At 61.6% G+C, this 15059-nt stretch carries 13 protein-coding genes and 2 pseudogenes; 4 read left to right on the top strand and 11 right to left on the bottom strand.

All coding sequences use genetic code 11. The features are described from left to right. Window positions 1–2: 2 nt before the first annotated feature. The 3 genes from SB772_RS12195 to SB772_RS12185 all read right to left on the bottom strand — a co-directional run bounded on the left by SB772_RS12195 (window position 3) and on the right by SB772_RS12185 (window position 2982). On the bottom strand, window positions 3–878 hold the full coding sequence (locus tag SB772_RS12195) for a PhzF family phenazine biosynthesis protein (RefSeq protein ID WP_410833506.1): 876 nt from the start codon (window positions 876–878) through the stop codon (window positions 3–5). Window positions 879–908: 30 nt separating this feature from the next. Further along, a complete protein-coding gene (locus tag SB772_RS12190; RefSeq protein WP_410833505.1) occupies window positions 909–1631 on the bottom strand; it encodes a transporter substrate-binding domain-containing protein in 723 nt (240 codons plus the stop codon). Window positions 1632–1740: 109 nt separating this feature from the next. Then, the gene (locus tag SB772_RS12185; protein WP_410833504.1) at window positions 1741–2982 is read right to left on the bottom strand and encodes a pyridoxal phosphate-dependent aminotransferase; all 1242 of its coding nucleotides are present in this window, start codon (window positions 2980–2982) and stop codon (window positions 1741–1743) included. A 158-nt stretch (window positions 2983–3140) separates the two neighbouring features. Here SB772_RS12185 and SB772_RS12180 point away from each other — a divergent pair, with 158 nt between their 5' ends. Continuing rightward, complete coding sequence (locus SB772_RS12180; RefSeq protein ID WP_410833503.1) at window positions 3141–4574, top strand: PLP-dependent aminotransferase family protein; 1434 nt, start codon at window positions 3141–3143, stop codon at window positions 4572–4574. Window positions 4575–4684: 110 nt separating this feature from the next. On the opposite strand, the gene SB772_RS12175 is transcribed toward SB772_RS12180, so the two are convergent. Next, window positions 4685–5587 carry a LysR family transcriptional regulator gene (locus SB772_RS12175; protein ID WP_410833502.1) on the bottom strand — a complete coding sequence of 301 codons (903 nt, stop codon included), beginning with the start codon at window positions 5585–5587 and terminating at the stop codon, window positions 4685–4687. A 481-nt stretch (window positions 5588–6068) separates the two neighbouring features. On the opposite strand from SB772_RS12175, the gene SB772_RS12170 reads away from it, so the two are divergent. Then, the gene (locus SB772_RS12170) at window positions 6069–7658 is read left to right on the top strand and encodes a methyl-accepting chemotaxis protein (RefSeq protein WP_410833501.1); all 1590 of its coding nucleotides are present in this window, start codon (window positions 6069–6071) and stop codon (window positions 7656–7658) included. A 32-nt stretch (window positions 7659–7690) separates the two neighbouring features. Here the strand turns inward: SB772_RS12170 and SB772_RS12165 are convergent, their stop codons facing one another. From SB772_RS12165 to SB772_RS12145, 5 genes are read right to left on the bottom strand one after another with little or no spacing between them, the layout of a single operon-like run. Then, window positions 7691–8032 (bottom strand): cytochrome C oxidase subunit IV family protein, encoded by a 342-nt coding sequence (locus tag SB772_RS12165; RefSeq protein ID WP_410833500.1) that lies wholly within the window; start codon window positions 8030–8032, stop codon window positions 7691–7693. An 8-nt stretch (window positions 8033–8040) separates the two neighbouring features. Beyond that, entirely contained in the window at window positions 8041–8751 is a 711-nt protein-coding gene (locus SB772_RS12160; RefSeq protein WP_410833499.1) for a heme-copper oxidase subunit III family protein, read from the bottom strand. Continuing rightward, window positions 8748–9359 (bottom strand): cytochrome c oxidase subunit 3, encoded by a 612-nt coding sequence (locus SB772_RS12155; protein ID WP_410833498.1) that lies wholly within the window; start codon window positions 9357–9359, stop codon window positions 8748–8750. The genes SB772_RS12160 and SB772_RS12155 overlap by 4 nt, the downstream gene beginning before the upstream one ends. Beyond that, the gene (gene ctaD / locus SB772_RS12150; protein ID WP_410833497.1) at window positions 9356–11113 is read right to left on the bottom strand and encodes a cytochrome c oxidase subunit I; all 1758 of its coding nucleotides are present in this window, start codon (window positions 11111–11113) and stop codon (window positions 9356–9358) included. Before ctaD ends, SB772_RS12155 begins: the two co-directional genes overlap by 4 nt. A 13-nt stretch (window positions 11114–11126) precedes the next feature. Further along, window positions 11127–12275, bottom strand: a complete 1149-nt coding sequence (locus SB772_RS12145) for a c-type cytochrome (RefSeq protein ID WP_410833496.1) — start codon at window positions 12273–12275, stop codon at window positions 11127–11129. Between the two features lie 375 nt (window positions 12276–12650). Here SB772_RS12145 and SB772_RS12140 point away from each other — a divergent pair. Next, a pseudogene (locus SB772_RS12140) lies at window positions 12651–12953 on the top strand (DUF1269 domain-containing protein); the annotation flags it as partial. Window positions 12954–13342: 389 nt separating this feature from the next. Next, window positions 13343–13531: a hypothetical protein gene (locus SB772_RS12135; RefSeq protein ID WP_410833495.1), complete on the top strand. Its 189-nt coding sequence runs from the start codon at window positions 13343–13345 to the stop codon at window positions 13529–13531. Between the two features lie 241 nt (window positions 13532–13772). On the opposite strand, the gene SB772_RS12130 is transcribed toward SB772_RS12135, so the two are convergent. Next, the gene (locus tag SB772_RS12130) at window positions 13773–14330 is read right to left on the bottom strand and encodes a hypothetical protein (protein ID WP_410833494.1); all 558 of its coding nucleotides are present in this window, start codon (window positions 14328–14330) and stop codon (window positions 13773–13775) included. 95 nt (window positions 14331–14425) lie between these two features. Beyond that, window positions 14426–14599, bottom strand: a pseudogene (locus SB772_RS12125) (DUF1488 domain-containing protein); the annotation flags it as partial. Window positions 14600–15059: the final 460 nt, after the last annotated feature.

The raw sequence follows: 15059 nt of genomic DNA, 5'->3' as shown, positions 1-15059 counted from the left end.
TTCTAAAAAGTCAGTGAGCCCTCTACGCAGGTGACGCATGAGCCGCCGACACGTACCTTCCCGTTCGCATCCACGTTCACCTTTATGCGCCCGTCCCGACCGACACAGCGCCCCTGGGTAGCGACGTAGTCCGTGCCACCGGGCGATAACAGGCCGCGCTCCCACTGGAAGACAGCCACACTGGCGTTGCCGCTTCCGCAGACAGGATCTTCCTCGACCCCACAGGACGGCGCGAAGGTGCGCACCTCTATCGCCGCGTCTCCGTGCGCGTGAGCACCGAATACCGTCACGCCCGTGACGCTGAGGCGACGCTCGAACTGCGCCAGTCTCGTGAAGTCCGGTCGCAGATCGAGCACGGAAGTCGCATCGTTCAACTGCGCAATGACCCAGACAGGACCGACGTTGACGATGGCCGGCGCGGTCTGTACGGACACCTTACAGCCAAGGATGAGTTCCAGATCTGCAATATCAGCTGCGTGCAGCGGCTCCATTTTCGAAGACGGGAGGTCAAAAGTCAGCTGACGATCTCGGCCTTGCCCTTCGACCGTCAGTTCGACGAGGCCGATATTGCATTGCTGGACCAACCGGCCACCTTGACGAAGTGCGACGCCCCCTGCTTCCAGGATCGCGTGAGCACTCCCCAGCGTGGGATGCCCGGCGAAGGAGAGCTCACTGCGCGGCGTAAAAATCCGCAGCTGATAGTCGGCCGCGGCTATCGTGGGCGCGAGGACGAATGTCGTTTCAGAGAGATTCGTCCACCCCGCGATGGTCTGCATCTCGTCAGTGGTCAATCCCTCTGCATCCAGTATCACGGCCACAGGGTTGCCTCGAAGCGGTCGTGAAGTAAAGACGTCAACTACCTTGTAGGGTCGCTTCATGCTGGCCTCTGTTCAACATGCTCGCCGTTCTCACTCCTTGCCCGCCACCACGCCATCGATCTCGGTGTGCGTGATACCGTATTTTCCCATACGGGTGCGGTGATCGGCCGAACCGAGGTACTTGCGAAGTTGCTCATTCACAGCCTGTAGAAGGCTGTGATTGCTCTTGCTGAACGAGAAAGCGCCGACAGGTGCGTTCCCTGCCTTGCTCACCTCATGTGCAACGGCTTCGAGCTCCTTGTTGGCGCTCGCAGTGACCCGGTTCCCCACTGCCGTGGCCGCAAATGCATCGATCTTTCCTGCGAGCAGCGCGGCGATTGCATCCGGCTGGTCCCTGAACGTCACGATCTGGCTGTCGCTCACGCCCGCCGACCTGGCGGCGTCAAATTGTATCTGCCCAGGAATAAGCCCCAGCCGCGCGTCGCTTCGTGCTGCCACTGCCACATAGCTCGTCAGTGCTTTCGGATTGCCCCGATGCACGACGAATCCGTCGCCCAGCGACCAGACCGGCACGCTGAATGCGACGTGCTGCGCACGTTCAGCGGTCGCGAAAATGGGCACGTTCATGTCCCAGCGGCCTTCCTGCACGCCCGGCAGAAACTCCCCGAACGAGGTCAGCTGATATTCGATGGACGTGACACCGATCGCACGGAGCACCACCTCGGCCAGTTCGATGTCCGCGCCTGTCGGCGAATGATCTTCTCCAGTCCAGTAGAAAGGCGGCTCTTCGATATATGCGACTCTTAATTTCATAGCTTTACTCCACGTGTTGATCTGGCAGCCCTCATCTACACTACTTCTTCGCCGAGCTTCGCACTGGTCGCCGCCTGGACAATGCAACGTTGCGCACCGAGCCCATCGATCAGGACGCAGCCGCGTCCAGCGCCGACGAAAGCGCAGACAGTGCGGAGCCGAGGCGCTCAAGTGGCAGGTAACCAAAGCCAAGCCGGAACACGCGACTGCTTTCGCCAAACCATGCCCCTGACGCGAGTTGCAGGTCGTAGTCAGGCAACAGGTCCCAGAACCGCGAGACAGCTGTATCGTCGAATGCATCGGAACGCAAACGCAGGCAGCACAGCGCACCGGCATCAGGCCGCAGCCACTCGATGCGTTTGTGTTCACTCTTGCACCAGGCGGCCAGTTCCTCGAGAGCGCCGGCAAGCAGCCGACGTCGCGACACGAGCACACTTTCCCGGCGACGCAGCAGAACTGCGGCGAGCGTCTCATCGAGTACCGAACCCGAGATGACGGTATTCATCTTGGCGACTGTCAGACGTGACCGAAGGTCAGCGTCTGCGACCGTGAGCCAGCCTGTCCGCAAGCCCGGCGCGCCGAGCGCCTTGGATACCGATGCGCCGGTGACGATGCGCGGGTCGAATCCGGCAAAGCTGTCGACTGCGGCATTGTCGCCGTAGGTCGCTTCGCGATAGGTCTCGTCGATGAAAAGTAACGCTTCCGGGGAACGCCTTGCCAGCAAGGCAAGAAGCTTCTCGATATCAGTACGCGAGACCTGAACGCCGCTTGGATTCTGCGGTGAAGCGATACTGACCAGTCTGGTTTTCGGTGACAGATTCGCCTCAATCTGCGCCAGGTCCAACCGATAGCCGTTTTCGAATGACAGCCGGACTTCACGGACGTTGACGCCGACACCGAGCAGGCTGTCGCGGCTCGGCGGAAAGCATGGTGTCGCGAGCACAGCCTCGTCACCCGGTCGGCAGACTTCGAACGCGAGAAGGAAGAGCCCGAGCGCGGTACCCTGTGTCGTGATGATCTGCTCGGCCGGCACTTTGCAGACGTCCGCAATTGCCTCACGGAGCTCGATCGCCCCTGCGGATCTGCCATAGCCGAGCTTCAGTTCCCGGATACGCTCAAGGCCGGCGAGATCCAGGAGTTCGCCAACCGTCAGGTCCTGGGAGGTGCTCTCCGCGAGGTTAAGCGGCCGGTTCACGTCGAGCAGCGAGATGATCTCGTTGTAGGGAAATCTGCCACGCCACTCCCGGGTATCCAGTTCGCTGGAACCAGACCGTTTCTCTTCGGGCGACTGTCCTGGCACAGTCTTGGCTGAACTCAGGCCCGCTTGCGGGGCGTTACTGGGGACGGACATCTGGGCTCCTTCGGCTGCGACTGGAATACACACATCGTAGCGTTCACCAGTCGACCATAACAGTCACAATTTTCCGCTAATTTGACCATCACAGTTTTACTTGGCGAACTGGGGGTGCCAGCCAGATAATGGTGAAATCCTCCGTCACGAGTGCCCCCGTGGACACGCATACTCCGTACCGTTACGAGCAGTTGGCCGACCTCATCGTTGGCATGATCGACAATGGCGCGCTCGCGCCAGGCATGCGTCTGCCATCCGTGCGCGCCGTCAGCGAGCAACATCGCATCAGCATCTCCACGGCGTTACAGGCGTACCGTCTGCTCGAAGATCGCGGCATCCTCGTCGCGCGGCCGCAGTCGGGCTTTTACGTCGCGGTAGCGCGCCGCGGCATGCTCGCGTTGCCGTCGACTTCGCGCGCGCGAGCGAGGGCGTCAACCGTGTCGATCAGTGGCGCCGTTGCCACGCTGCTCGAACATGCGTCGAACTCCGCACTCGTTCCGCTTGGCTGCGCCGTGCCCGACGGGGGAGTACTGCAATCGAAGCGGCTCGACCTGGCGCTCGCGCGTGCGGCTCGTCAACACGGCGCGCGCTATAACGTCTATTGCCCGCCACACGGTGAGCCACGCCTGCGCCAGGAAATCGCCAGGCGGGCGATGCGGTTCGGGCATGCGCTGTCGCCCGACGATGTACTCATAACGAACGGTTGCACCGAAGCGCTGACGCTTGCACTGACAGCAGTCGCCAGTCGCGGCGATACGATCGCCGTCGAATCCCCCACATACTTTGGGCTTCTGCACACGCTCGAAATGCTCGGCCTGAAGGCTTTCGAGCTGCCGACCGATCCTGCTCGCGGAATCGATATTGGCGCGCTCGCACGCTTGCTAGCTACAGAAACAGTGGCGGCTTGCGTACTGTCGTCGAATTTCAGCAATCCGCTCGGCTCGACAATGGCCGAAGCCGACAAGCGGGCGCTCCTCGCGTTACTCGCGCGACATGCTGTGCCGTTGATCGAGGACGATGTCTACGGCGACATCCATTTCGGTCGCGAACGGCCGAAGCCATTCATCGCGCTCGGCGACGGCGCCAATACGATCTATTGCAGCTCGTTCTCGAAAAGCCTCGCGCCGGGATACCGGATCGGCTGGATTGCAGCGGGTGCATATACTCAGCAGGTGATGGAGCGCAAGCTGGCGTTCAGCCTATGCAGCCCCGTCTTACCTCAAGTCGCGCTCGCGGATTTCCTGGCGAGTGGTGCTTATGATGCACATCTGCGCCGCATCCGCCACCTCTTCGAAGAAAACCTCGCCCGCATGACGCGCGCGATCGAAGCAAGCTTTCCGGCTGACACGAAAGTGAGCCGGCCAGCTGGCGGATTCATGCTCTGGCTCGAACTGCCAAGGCGATTCGATTCGCGCGCGCTCTTCGACGAAGCGCTTGAGCAAGGTATTTGCTTTGCACCTGGCGATGTCTTCTCTGCCAGCCGCCGATTTCGAAATTGCCTACGCCTGAGCGCCGGCTACGAGTGGAATGACCGAATCAAAAACGGCATTCAGCGCTTGGGACAGCTCGCGCGTGCGCTACTCTCGCATTGAAGTACTCGATTCATGGTTCACCTGGGTAGCTATCCCACACAGTTTGAATACTCTATCTCCTGAACACTTACTCAAACAACCCGAAGCCTTTGCGACGATGGTGGCTGCTATCAGAGGATCGCCGGCTCCCGATAGCGAGCGACAACGAAATCGACAAAACTTCGCACGCGTTGCGTTATGTAACGAGGCCCCGAATAGAGCATCCACATAGTGCGCTCGTCGCCTTCGAGATCGAAACGGTCAAGCAGCAGCTTGAGCGCGCCCGCGCGCAGTTGCGACTCGATCAGCGGCCGCGGCAGGCGCGCAACGCCGAGGCCCGCCAATGCTGCCCGTTTTACCGCCATCAGATTGGGCGAAGTGAAGATCGGATGCACGGCGACTCGACGGGGACCGTGAGCATCGCGGAATTCCCAGTGGCGAGTCGCTACGTTCGACGCGAGCAGAACGTTATGGTCAGGCAGGTTCTGCGGGACCTCTGGCGGACCGCGCCGCGCAAGGTACGTTGGCGACGCCACGATCACGTCGCGACACTGCGTTAGCGGGCGGCACACCAGCGACGAATCTCGCAGCCGGCGTTCGGCACTGAACCACACGTCATGATCGTTGCCGTCAAGATCCTGCGTGCTTGCGAAGACCGTCATTTCGAATCTCACGCCCGGTTCTGCCGCGTGATATGCGGTCAGTAAATCGCTGAGGTAGGTGGCAGCAAAGAACTCCGAAGCCGCTATCTTCAGCGAGCCGACCGACTCCTGCGTCGCGGACGAGACGCTCGCATCCAACATGTCGAGTTGCGATAACAGCTCTGCGCATCCTTGCAAGTAGGCTTGACCCGCCTCGGTAAGCGATATACGCCGCTTCATCCGGTTGAGCAGGCGTGTGTCGAGGTGCGCCTCTAGCGTCGCAATGCCTCGTGTCACGACGGCACTGGATACGCCGAGTTGCTTCGCCGCAGCCGCAAAGCTCAGCGATTCGGCGACTTTTGCGAACATACGCATGGCGGCAAGCTGGTTCATGGCGACTATGCATAAGATGGGGGCTCACTTCACTAACTTACCTCCGACAAGCTGACGCAAAGCGAACCGTGCGATTACAGTTTTGATAACACCGATGTAAAACTGGCCCACCCTTCCTCCTGGTGTCAGCATCGTAGTCGTGGCCGATCCCTTCCGCGAATCTTCGTATCACGGGTACACGCTCGCCAGCGCCCTTTTTTTGTCAATCCTTGATTGCGCTTTTTCGAATAAAGTCCGCTCGGTTTTAACCGATAAACATGCACTTGTTAATAAATTCGTTTTCGGCTCAATGCCGGCCATCCTGAGCCGATGTATGTATGAAGTTTGCCTCGCATGCATAGCCGCCTTGGCGGCACAAGATTTCAGCTTCACGTCGAAAGAATAAATGGCTAGTACTGGCTGCTTGCCGCAGCAGCGTCCAAGCTCTATACGGGCGGCAATTGCCTGCTCGTGACATGTTCAATGCAAGGGATCCATAGAAATGAAGCTGTCTTTTGTCCAGAAGCTCTGGCTGCCGCTGATCCTGAGCCTGCTGTGTCTCGCTGGAATATCGATCTACAACGCTTACCAGACGAGGGAAATGCGACTGGCAGAGCGGAAGGCCGACCTGATACACGCATCGGAGATCGCCCTGAGTGTCGTCAAGACCTCTGGCGACGATGCGGCCGCCGGCGCCATGCCTTTGGCGGAAGCCCAGAAGCGGGCTATGGCCCGCATTCGGAACATGCGGTACGGCGAGGACGGCTATTTCCAGATTCTCAATTCCCAGCCGAGGGTCCTGATGCATCCGACGCGAGCGGAGATGAATGGCAAGGACGTCGGCGACTACAAGGATCCGAACGGCGTTTACGTCTTCAGGGATATCGTTGCGCTCATCAAGCGCGACGGCAAGGGCTTTACCGCATATGGCGCTTCTAAGCCGGGAGCCACCGGAGCCTCTCCGAAAATCGCCTACAACGTGACCTACCAGCCGTGGGACTGGATTCTCTCGACGGGGCTCTATGTCGACGATATCGACGCGGCCTTCCGCTCGACGCTATACCAGAGCCTGGGGATTCTGGTGGTACTGGCCGGGGCCCTGTCGGCTGTTGTGGTGCTGCTCAACCGCGGCATCCTCCGCTCACTGGGCGGCGAGCCGTCCTATGCCGCCGAAATCGCCAACCAGATTGCCAATAACGATCTGACTGCCGTGGTGAAGACGGCACCGGATGACCGCTCGAGCCTGCTCTTTTCAATGAAGCGCATGCAGGAACAACTCACGCAGACGATCGGCACGATCAAGACTTCGGCCGAATCGATTGCCACCGCCACGCACCAGATTGCGGCGGGCAACCAGGATCTGTCGCAGCGCACCGAAGAGCAGGCCGCCTCGCTCGAGGAAACGGCGTCCAGCATGGAACAGCTGACCTCGACCGTCACCCAGAACGCCGACAATGCCAGTCAGGCCAACCAGCTTGCGGCACAGGCCGCCCAGGTGGCAGAACAGGGCGGCACTGTGGTTTCGCGCGTGGTCGAAACCATGGAGGGCATCAACGCCAGCTCGGACAAGATTGCCAATATTGTCGGCATCATCGAGGGTATCGCCTTCCAGACCAATATCCTCGCGCTGAATGCAGCTGTCGAAGCGGCCCGTGCGGGAGAGCAGGGACGGGGTTTTGCAGTGGTGGCCTCGGAGGTGCGTTCGCTGGCGCAGCGTTCGTCAGCGGCGGCCAAGGAAATCAAGGAGCTGATCCACGATTCCGTGGAGCGGGTCCGGACAGGCGCCAGCCATGTACAGGAAGCCGGAACGAAGATGCACGAGATCACCCGCGAGATCAGGCGCGTGACAGACATCATGGGTGAGATCACCGCCGCCTCGCAGGAACAAAGCAAGGGCATTGGCCAGGTCAACCAGGCCGTCACGCAGATGGACGAAGTCACGCAGCAGAACGCGGCCCTGGTCGAACAGGCGGCGGCCGCCGCCGGTGCGCTCGAGTCGCAGGCGAACGATCTGAGAACAGCCGTTTCAATGTTCAGGCTGGACGTCTCGCGCGACGCAAGCGCCAGGGGGGCTGGCGACGGATACCGCTGAATATCCGATTGCACGCAAAACATTGATAACTGTCAGTGGAAGAAGAGTTCCCGCATGCCGAAGGTGTGATGCGCTTCGGCAGCCATCAGCACCAGCAGCACCAGCAGGCACAGGGGCGGTATCAGGATGGCGTACACCAGCGCCAGCCGCTCCCACATCATGTGCATGAAAATCGACACGATCAGCCCGGCCTTGGCGATCATGAGCACGACGATCAGCGCCCAGCGCAGCAGGCCCTGCACGTGGAAGTAATCCACCATGTACGACATCGTGCTCAGTACGAACAGCAGGCCCCAGATCTTCAGGTAGATGCCGATCGGATGCTGCTGGCCGTGCGCGGCGTCGGGTCGATGGGCGGAATCGGTGTGGTCCATGGTCTGCCTCACCACAAATAGAACAGCGCAAAGATGAACACCCACACCAGGTCGACGAAGTGCCAGTACAAGCCGGCAATCTCCACGATCTGGAAGTTGCCGTGTTCGGTGAACCCCGGCTGCAGGATCTTGCGTGCGATCAGCAGCAGGTAGATCACACCGCAGCTCACGTGAAAGCCGTGGAACCCGGTGATCATGAAGAAGCACGCGCCAAACTGCGCCGCGCCCATCGGGTTGCCCCAGGGGCGGATACCTTCATGGGCGATCAGTTTGGTCCATTCGAAGGCCTGCATCGACACGAAGGTCGCGCCTAGGAGCGCAGTCGCCAGCAACAGTGCAGCGGCGCGCTTTGCGTTGCGCCGGTAGCCAAAGTTGACAGCCATCGCCATGGTGCCGCTGCTGCTGATCAGGATGAACGTCATGATGGCGATCAGCAGCAAGGGCACATCCACGCCGCCCACAGTGAGCGCGAACACCTTGGAAGGGTCAGGCCACGGCACCGTGGTCGACATGCGCACCGTCATGTAGCCGATCAGGAAGCTGCTGAAGATGAAGGTGTCCGACAGCAGGAAGATCCACATCATCGCCTTGCCCCACGGCACCTTGAAGGCTTGGCGGTCGGCCGACCAGTCCGTGACGATGCCGCGCCAGCCGTCAGGCCCGGCGTCGGTGGGCGTGGTGGTGGCAGCGGATTCGGTCGGGAGCGTGGGCGTGGTCATGGCGCGGCTCCATACAGCGGCCCGCAGATGGCGGCGACGAACCCAGGGGTGATCCACCACATCGCCGCCAGCAGCACGAGCCAGACAGCCAGCAGGAAATGCCAGTAGATGGCGCACAGCGCGATGGCGCGCTGGGCTCGGAAGGGGTCCCCGCGCTGGAGACGCGCGATCGTCACCGCCCAGGCCACCAGCCCGCCCAGCACATGCAACCCGTGCAGGCCAGTGAGCAGGTAGAGGAAGCTATTGGAAGGATTGACGGTGACGGTCTGCCCGGCCGCCGACAGCATGCGCCAGACGGTCAGTTGTCCGATCACGAACACGGCCGCCAGCACACCGCTGGACACAAGCCACGCCGCCCGGTGCAAGGTTATCTGCCGGGCACGCTGCATGGCAATGCTTGCCAGCACCAGCGCGCCGGTGTTCCACCACAGCAGCGACGGATGCGGGATCGGCTGCCAGTCGGGCTCGCGCATACGCATTGCATAGGCGAACAGCAGCAGTGAAAACAATGTCGTTGCCACCGCCATGAAGACGGTCAGGCCGATGCGGCTCGCATTCGGCGAAACAGGTGGCGCGCCAGGAACGAAGGAGCGGGGCAGTGTGGTCATTCGCGTGCCTCTCCGGGTTGAAGCGTCGGGTGGGCGGCCGGTTCAGGCGCCGTCGCAGGCGGCTGGTTTTGCGGGACGAAGTCTTCCTCCTGCCCCGGCGGGCTGTATTCGTACGCCCAGCGGTATACGACGGGCGGCGCGGCGCCCCAGTTGCCATGCACTGGCGGCGTTTGCGGCGTCTGCCATTCCAGCGTGGTGGCCCGCCAAGGGTTGCTGCCGGCACGCTTGCCGCGCGCCAGGCTCCACGCCAGGTTGTACAGGAACAGCAACTGCGCCACTGCAACGATCAGCGCAATGACGGTGATGAACGTGTTGAGTGTCTGCGCCGAAGATGGAATGAAGCTGTAGCCGTCATACGCGTAATACCGCCGCGGCATGCCCAGGATGCCGAGATAGTGCATCGGGAAGTAGATCGCATAGGTGCCGAGGAAGGTAACCCAGAAGTGCACGTGCCCGAGCGTGTCGTTGAGCATGCGGCCCGTCACCTTCGGATACCAGTGGTAGATGCCGCCAAACACCACAAGGATCGGCGACACGGCCATCACCATATGGAAGTGCGCCACCACGAAGTACGTGTTCGACAGCGGAATGTCCACGCTCACGTTGCCGAGGTAGAGCCCGGTCAGCCCACCCAGGACGAAGGTGCTGATGAAGCCGATGGCAAACAGCATCGGCACGCTCAGGTGGATATCGCCGCGCCACAGCGTCAGCACCCAGTTGTAGACCTTGAGGGCGGTCGGGACGGCGATGATGAGCGTGGTGGTGGCAAAGAAGAAGCCGAAGTACGGATTCATGCCGGCGATGAACATGTGGTGCGCCCAGACCACGAAGCTCAACGCACCGATGATGACGATGGCCCACACCATCATCTTGTAGCCGAAGATGCTCTTGCGCGCGTGCGTGCTGATGAGGTCCGACACGATGCCAAAGGCCGGCAGCGCGACGATGTAGACCTCCGGATGCCCGAAGAACCAGAACAGGTGCTGGAACAGCAGCGGGCTGCCGCCGGCATGCTTGAGCGTCTGCCCCATCGACACCACGGCCGGTATGAAGAAGCTGGTGCCGAGTGTCTTGTCGAGCAGCATCATCACCGCCGACACGAACAGCGCCGGAAATGCCAGCAGCGCCATGATGGTCGCCACGAAGATGCCCCACACCGTGAGCGGCATGCGCATGAGCGTCATGCCGCGCGTGCGCGCCTGCAGCGTGGTGGTGACGTAATTCAAGCCGCCCATCGTTGTCGCGACGATGAAGATCGCCAGCGACACCAGCATCAACACGATGCCCCATTCCACGCCCGGTGTGCCCGGCAGGATGGCCTGGGGTGGATACAGCGTCCAGCCCGCGCCGGTCGGCCCGCCTGGCACGAAGAAGCTCGCCATCAGCACCAGCACGGCCAGCAGGTAGACCCAGTAGCTCAGCATGTTGAGAAACGGGAACACCATGTCGCGGGCGCCCAGCATCAGCGGGATCAGGTAGTTGCCGAAGCCGCCCAGAAACAGCGCCGTCAGCAGGTAGATCACCATGATCATCCCGTGCATGGTGACGAACTGGTAGTAGTGGTTGGCGTCGATGAAACTGAACTTGCCCGGAAAGCCGAGCTGCAACCGCATCAGGTCCGACAACACAAGGCCGACCAGGCCGACGGCGATGGCCGTCAGCGAATACTGCACGGCGATGACCTTGTGGTCCTGGCTCCAGACATAGCGGGTCCAGAAGCTTTGCGGGACGTGGTCGGTGTGCGCGTAGGACATTGCGTCTGCTCCGCTAGGGTTGGGCTGCGCTGCTGGCGGCCGGGCCGCCTTGCGATTCGATGTAGGTCACCAGCGCGGTCAGCTCCTGCTCGCTCAGGTCGAAGTTCGGCATGATGGGTGCGAAGCCTTTCACGACGCGGGCCTTCGGGTTGCGGATGAAGGCGCGCAGATAGGCTTCGTCCACCTTCGCGGTGCTGCCGTCGGCCATCGTTTCGGTCTTGCCGTACAGGCCCTTCCAGGTGGGGCCCACGCGCGGACTGCCGTCCACGGTATGGCAGGCGACGCAGCCCTTGGCCTCTGCGAGCGCCTTGCCCTGGTCAGCGAGCGCCTGGGCGCTGCCGCCTGCAGCGGCGGGTGCGGCCTGCACCTTGGCCTGCTGCCGCTGCGCGAACGTGCTCTGCTGCGCCAGCCAGCGCGAGAACGATGCTTCGTCTTCCACCACCACCACGCCGCGCATGTTGGAGTGCCCGATACCGCAAAGCTGCGCGCACAGGATGTCGTAACGCCCTGCCTTGGTCGGCGTGAACCAGAAGGTGGTCACCATGCCAGGCACTATGTTCATGCGCGCACGGAACGGCGGCACGTAGAAGTCGTGCAGCACGTCGCGCGACCGTGTCAGGACCTGGATCGGCCGGTTGAGCGGCAGGTGCACCTCGGGCGTCTCGATCAGGTAGTTGTCACGGCCGTTGGGGTCGCCGGGGTTCAGGCCGAAGGGGTTGTCGTTGCTGATGTAGCGCACGTCCGTCGTGCCCAGCTTGCCACCGGGGCCGGCAAAGCGGAAGCGCCATTGCCATTGCTGGGCGAGCACTTCCATCCGCAGCACGTTGGGCGGCGGCCGTATGTAGTCCGCGTAGACGAAGAGCCCCGGTGCTAGCAACGCTGCCACGCCGACAGAGGTCAGGCCGATCAGCCACCATTCCAGCCGCTTGTTGTGCGGCTCGTGAGCAGCGCGATGACCCCTGCGGTGGCGGTAGCGCACCAGTGCGATCACGATGAACAGGTTGATCGCGATGAAAAACGCGCCGGTAATGACGATCGTGATCGTCAGCATGTCGTCCATGCGCACCCAGTTCGAGGCGATCGGCGTGATCCACCAGGGACTGGCAAAGTGAAACCCCACCGCCAATACGATGATCAGGATCAGGGCAATCGCAAGCGGCATAGGCCACCTCGCTGCGTGTCACTCGCTGGAGCCGCTAACAAAACGCTCCTGGCGTCGTTGTGCGGCCATGCCGCACTTCGGTATTGTCTGCGCCGGCACGTCTATAGAGAAAGGTAGTCCTCTCCTCTGCATCGTGCAAGGCAGCGCAAGGGGGAAGCGTGCCATATACGTATCGCGCGAATGGAGGAGTCACTTGCTGCGGTGCAATGCAAAACGGCCGCCTCCAGTATTGGTTGCCGAGGCGGCCGTCTGGTGTCGGATTTACGCTGGTCCAAAAATTCCAGGGCAGGTCACCTACACCCCTGATTGCCTGCGGCAGGCGTACGATAAACAGCATCGACCCGTTGGGGAATGCTTGATTGATGGAGAGCCGACATGAGACGTCTTCATTTCCTCGTACCTGACACGACGACGGCGAAGGCGATCGTAGACGACTTGCTGCGGGCGCGGATCGCATGGCGACCTATCCATGTCCTCGCGAATCACAGTGTCGCACTCGAACAGTTACCCGAGGCATCCTTGCTGCAAAGCAGCGACGTCGTGCACTCGCTCGAACGCGGCGTGGCGCTCGGCGGTTCGACCGGTGCGCTTCTCGGCCTCGCGGCACCGGTGTTTCCTCCCGCGGAGCTCGCAATTGCGGGCGGAGCCGTCGTCGGGAACGCCCCTGCGCCGTGTGGCAAATCGCTGTCGGTTCCGCTGGGGGACGTAATCAAGGGCAGTGGAAAATTTTACGGCGTGAAATCCGTCAAGCTCGCCCTCAACCCGGTCCATCCCGCCTATCACGCAGCGGTGCACAGGGCGACTTACTTCCCTGCAGATCAGATGACGTTCACGGCCGTCTCCAGGAAGAAGCTGCGCCCTGGCAGTTCGGTGCATAGCAAAAGCGGCCGTGTCGGGCGTGGCAAGGTCGGCGTGGGCGGCATGCGTACCAGGTCTCACGGCTGACGGCGCGCGGATCGAGTCGCAACCTCTCCAGTTCAAGGGACTAGCGGGACGCGTCCCGTTTTTCTTTGGTCGCCGTCGCCTTGTCCTTCCGCCAGCTTAGGAAGTTAGTCACCGCAGCCACAATGAACGTGACGATAGTGGAGGCCGACGACACAATGAGTGTCTTTTCCTCGGAATCTAGCGAAGGCGTTGTCGGTTGGTATTGGGAAGCGGATGAGAATGGGACTGGCGGGGCGCTTCCCGACAAGGCTTGTGATGCGCTTTTCAACTGCACGACGGTTATTTGCGGCAGTTGGTTCGCCGACATGTAACGCACGAAAAGGGCGGTTGTTATGCAAAAAAACCCCACAAAGAGACCAAGGAATAACCGACAAAACAGCTCGAGCCTAGTGGAGTTTGCCACGCCTGCCTCCGTCTTCGTCGACGGTTGCCGCACCCTTGCACCCACAGGAGTGCGCCCATGCTGGGCGCACAACACAAAACGACCCGACAAATGCCGGGCCGTTTTTGTTTCCTGGCTCGCTGAAAATCTCAGCGAAAAACACCTTCAAATCAGGCGTGCTTCTCACTGAATTCGTTGAGCGGCACAGGCTGCTTGAGCGGATCGAAGTCGGCCCACCGCCCTTGTTGCCAGCGGCCGGTCGCGCGTTCGATCGCCGCGCCTCCCGCATCGCGCAGCACCCGTGCAGCGTCCAACTGGCTGTCCGACGACACGTGTACGGCCACCAGCACGCCGGAATCACGGATTTCTTCGTTGCTGGTTTCAAGCGTGCGCACCATCGCGCCGACCAATGAACCGACATACGCACTCACCCCGGCCGCGATCAGCGACACGATAAGCGGCGCCGAAAACGCCGCGAAGATCCCGACGCCGACCACGGCGCCAACCGCTGCGCCAATCGTGATGCCTATCTCGGCACCCTTCGGCGCCCCCCTCGCGTTTGTGTCGGCGCTGGTATCGCCGCCGGGCCGAAAACGGGCGTGCTGGCCGGGCGGATTGACGAAAAACAGGGTGACGTCCTCCTCGACGAAACCGGCATTGAAGAGCCGTTGCGCCGCGTCTTCAGCGGCGGTGAATGTCGTAAAGCGTGCTGCGACGATGAGTGACATGTGGCCTCCTTCCATCGTTGACTAGCGGTTGCAGACTATGCCGCCCCACCTCACCCGCGCCCAGGCACAGGTGCATGCGGTGGCACGCGCCGGGACTATGCCGTGGTGCCGCGATCGGGTTCCATGCCGTCCACTCTGAACAGTCCGCTATGTAACACTACGCCTTTGCCGCCGTTCTGGTCTATCGCTTCCGCGCAAACCGAACGGATACGATTGCGGCCGTTGTCGAAAGCAGCCATTAAGGCGGATTCCAGCGCGGAATGGGCGCCGGGAGCGGGCGCCTGACACCGCATGTTTCCTTCGTCTCCCTACTTGGTCCGCAAAAAATATGCCCACACACAGAAGCGCGCGGAAAGCGACGCGCCGATGCATTGGCAATTCCACCGGCGTACCGATCTGCTGTGGGGGCGTAGCTGGCGCGATCGCAATCGGCTCGATACATTTTGCGCTGTGCCCGGCGTGTTGCCGGAGGCGAATCTCCCACCTGCGGGAGGTACGTCTGTTCGGTCGCGCTCGGCGGGCCACGTCAGCAGTCTGCGGTTTCGCTGAAGGCAGCCAGATACTGGGCTTGAAACGGTACGTCCTGCGTCTCCGATAGAAGTAAGATGGTGGTTGCCGGTCAAGTCAGCATAGGAGGAAATCATGCCCTCAGACCCGACCACACGACCGATTCACCGGCCCGGGCTTCCGGACCACCCCGTCCACGGCGTTACGCCAAGCACCAAGTCG

Origin of the sequence: Paraburkholderia sp. SIMBA_030 (assembly GCF_046535245.1) — a bacterium.
Taxonomy (GTDB): domain Bacteria; phylum Pseudomonadota; class Gammaproteobacteria; order Burkholderiales; family Burkholderiaceae; genus Paraburkholderia.
The sequence above is the reverse complement of the archived record's forward strand: the minus strand, read 5'-3'. Positions and strand labels throughout refer to the sequence as shown.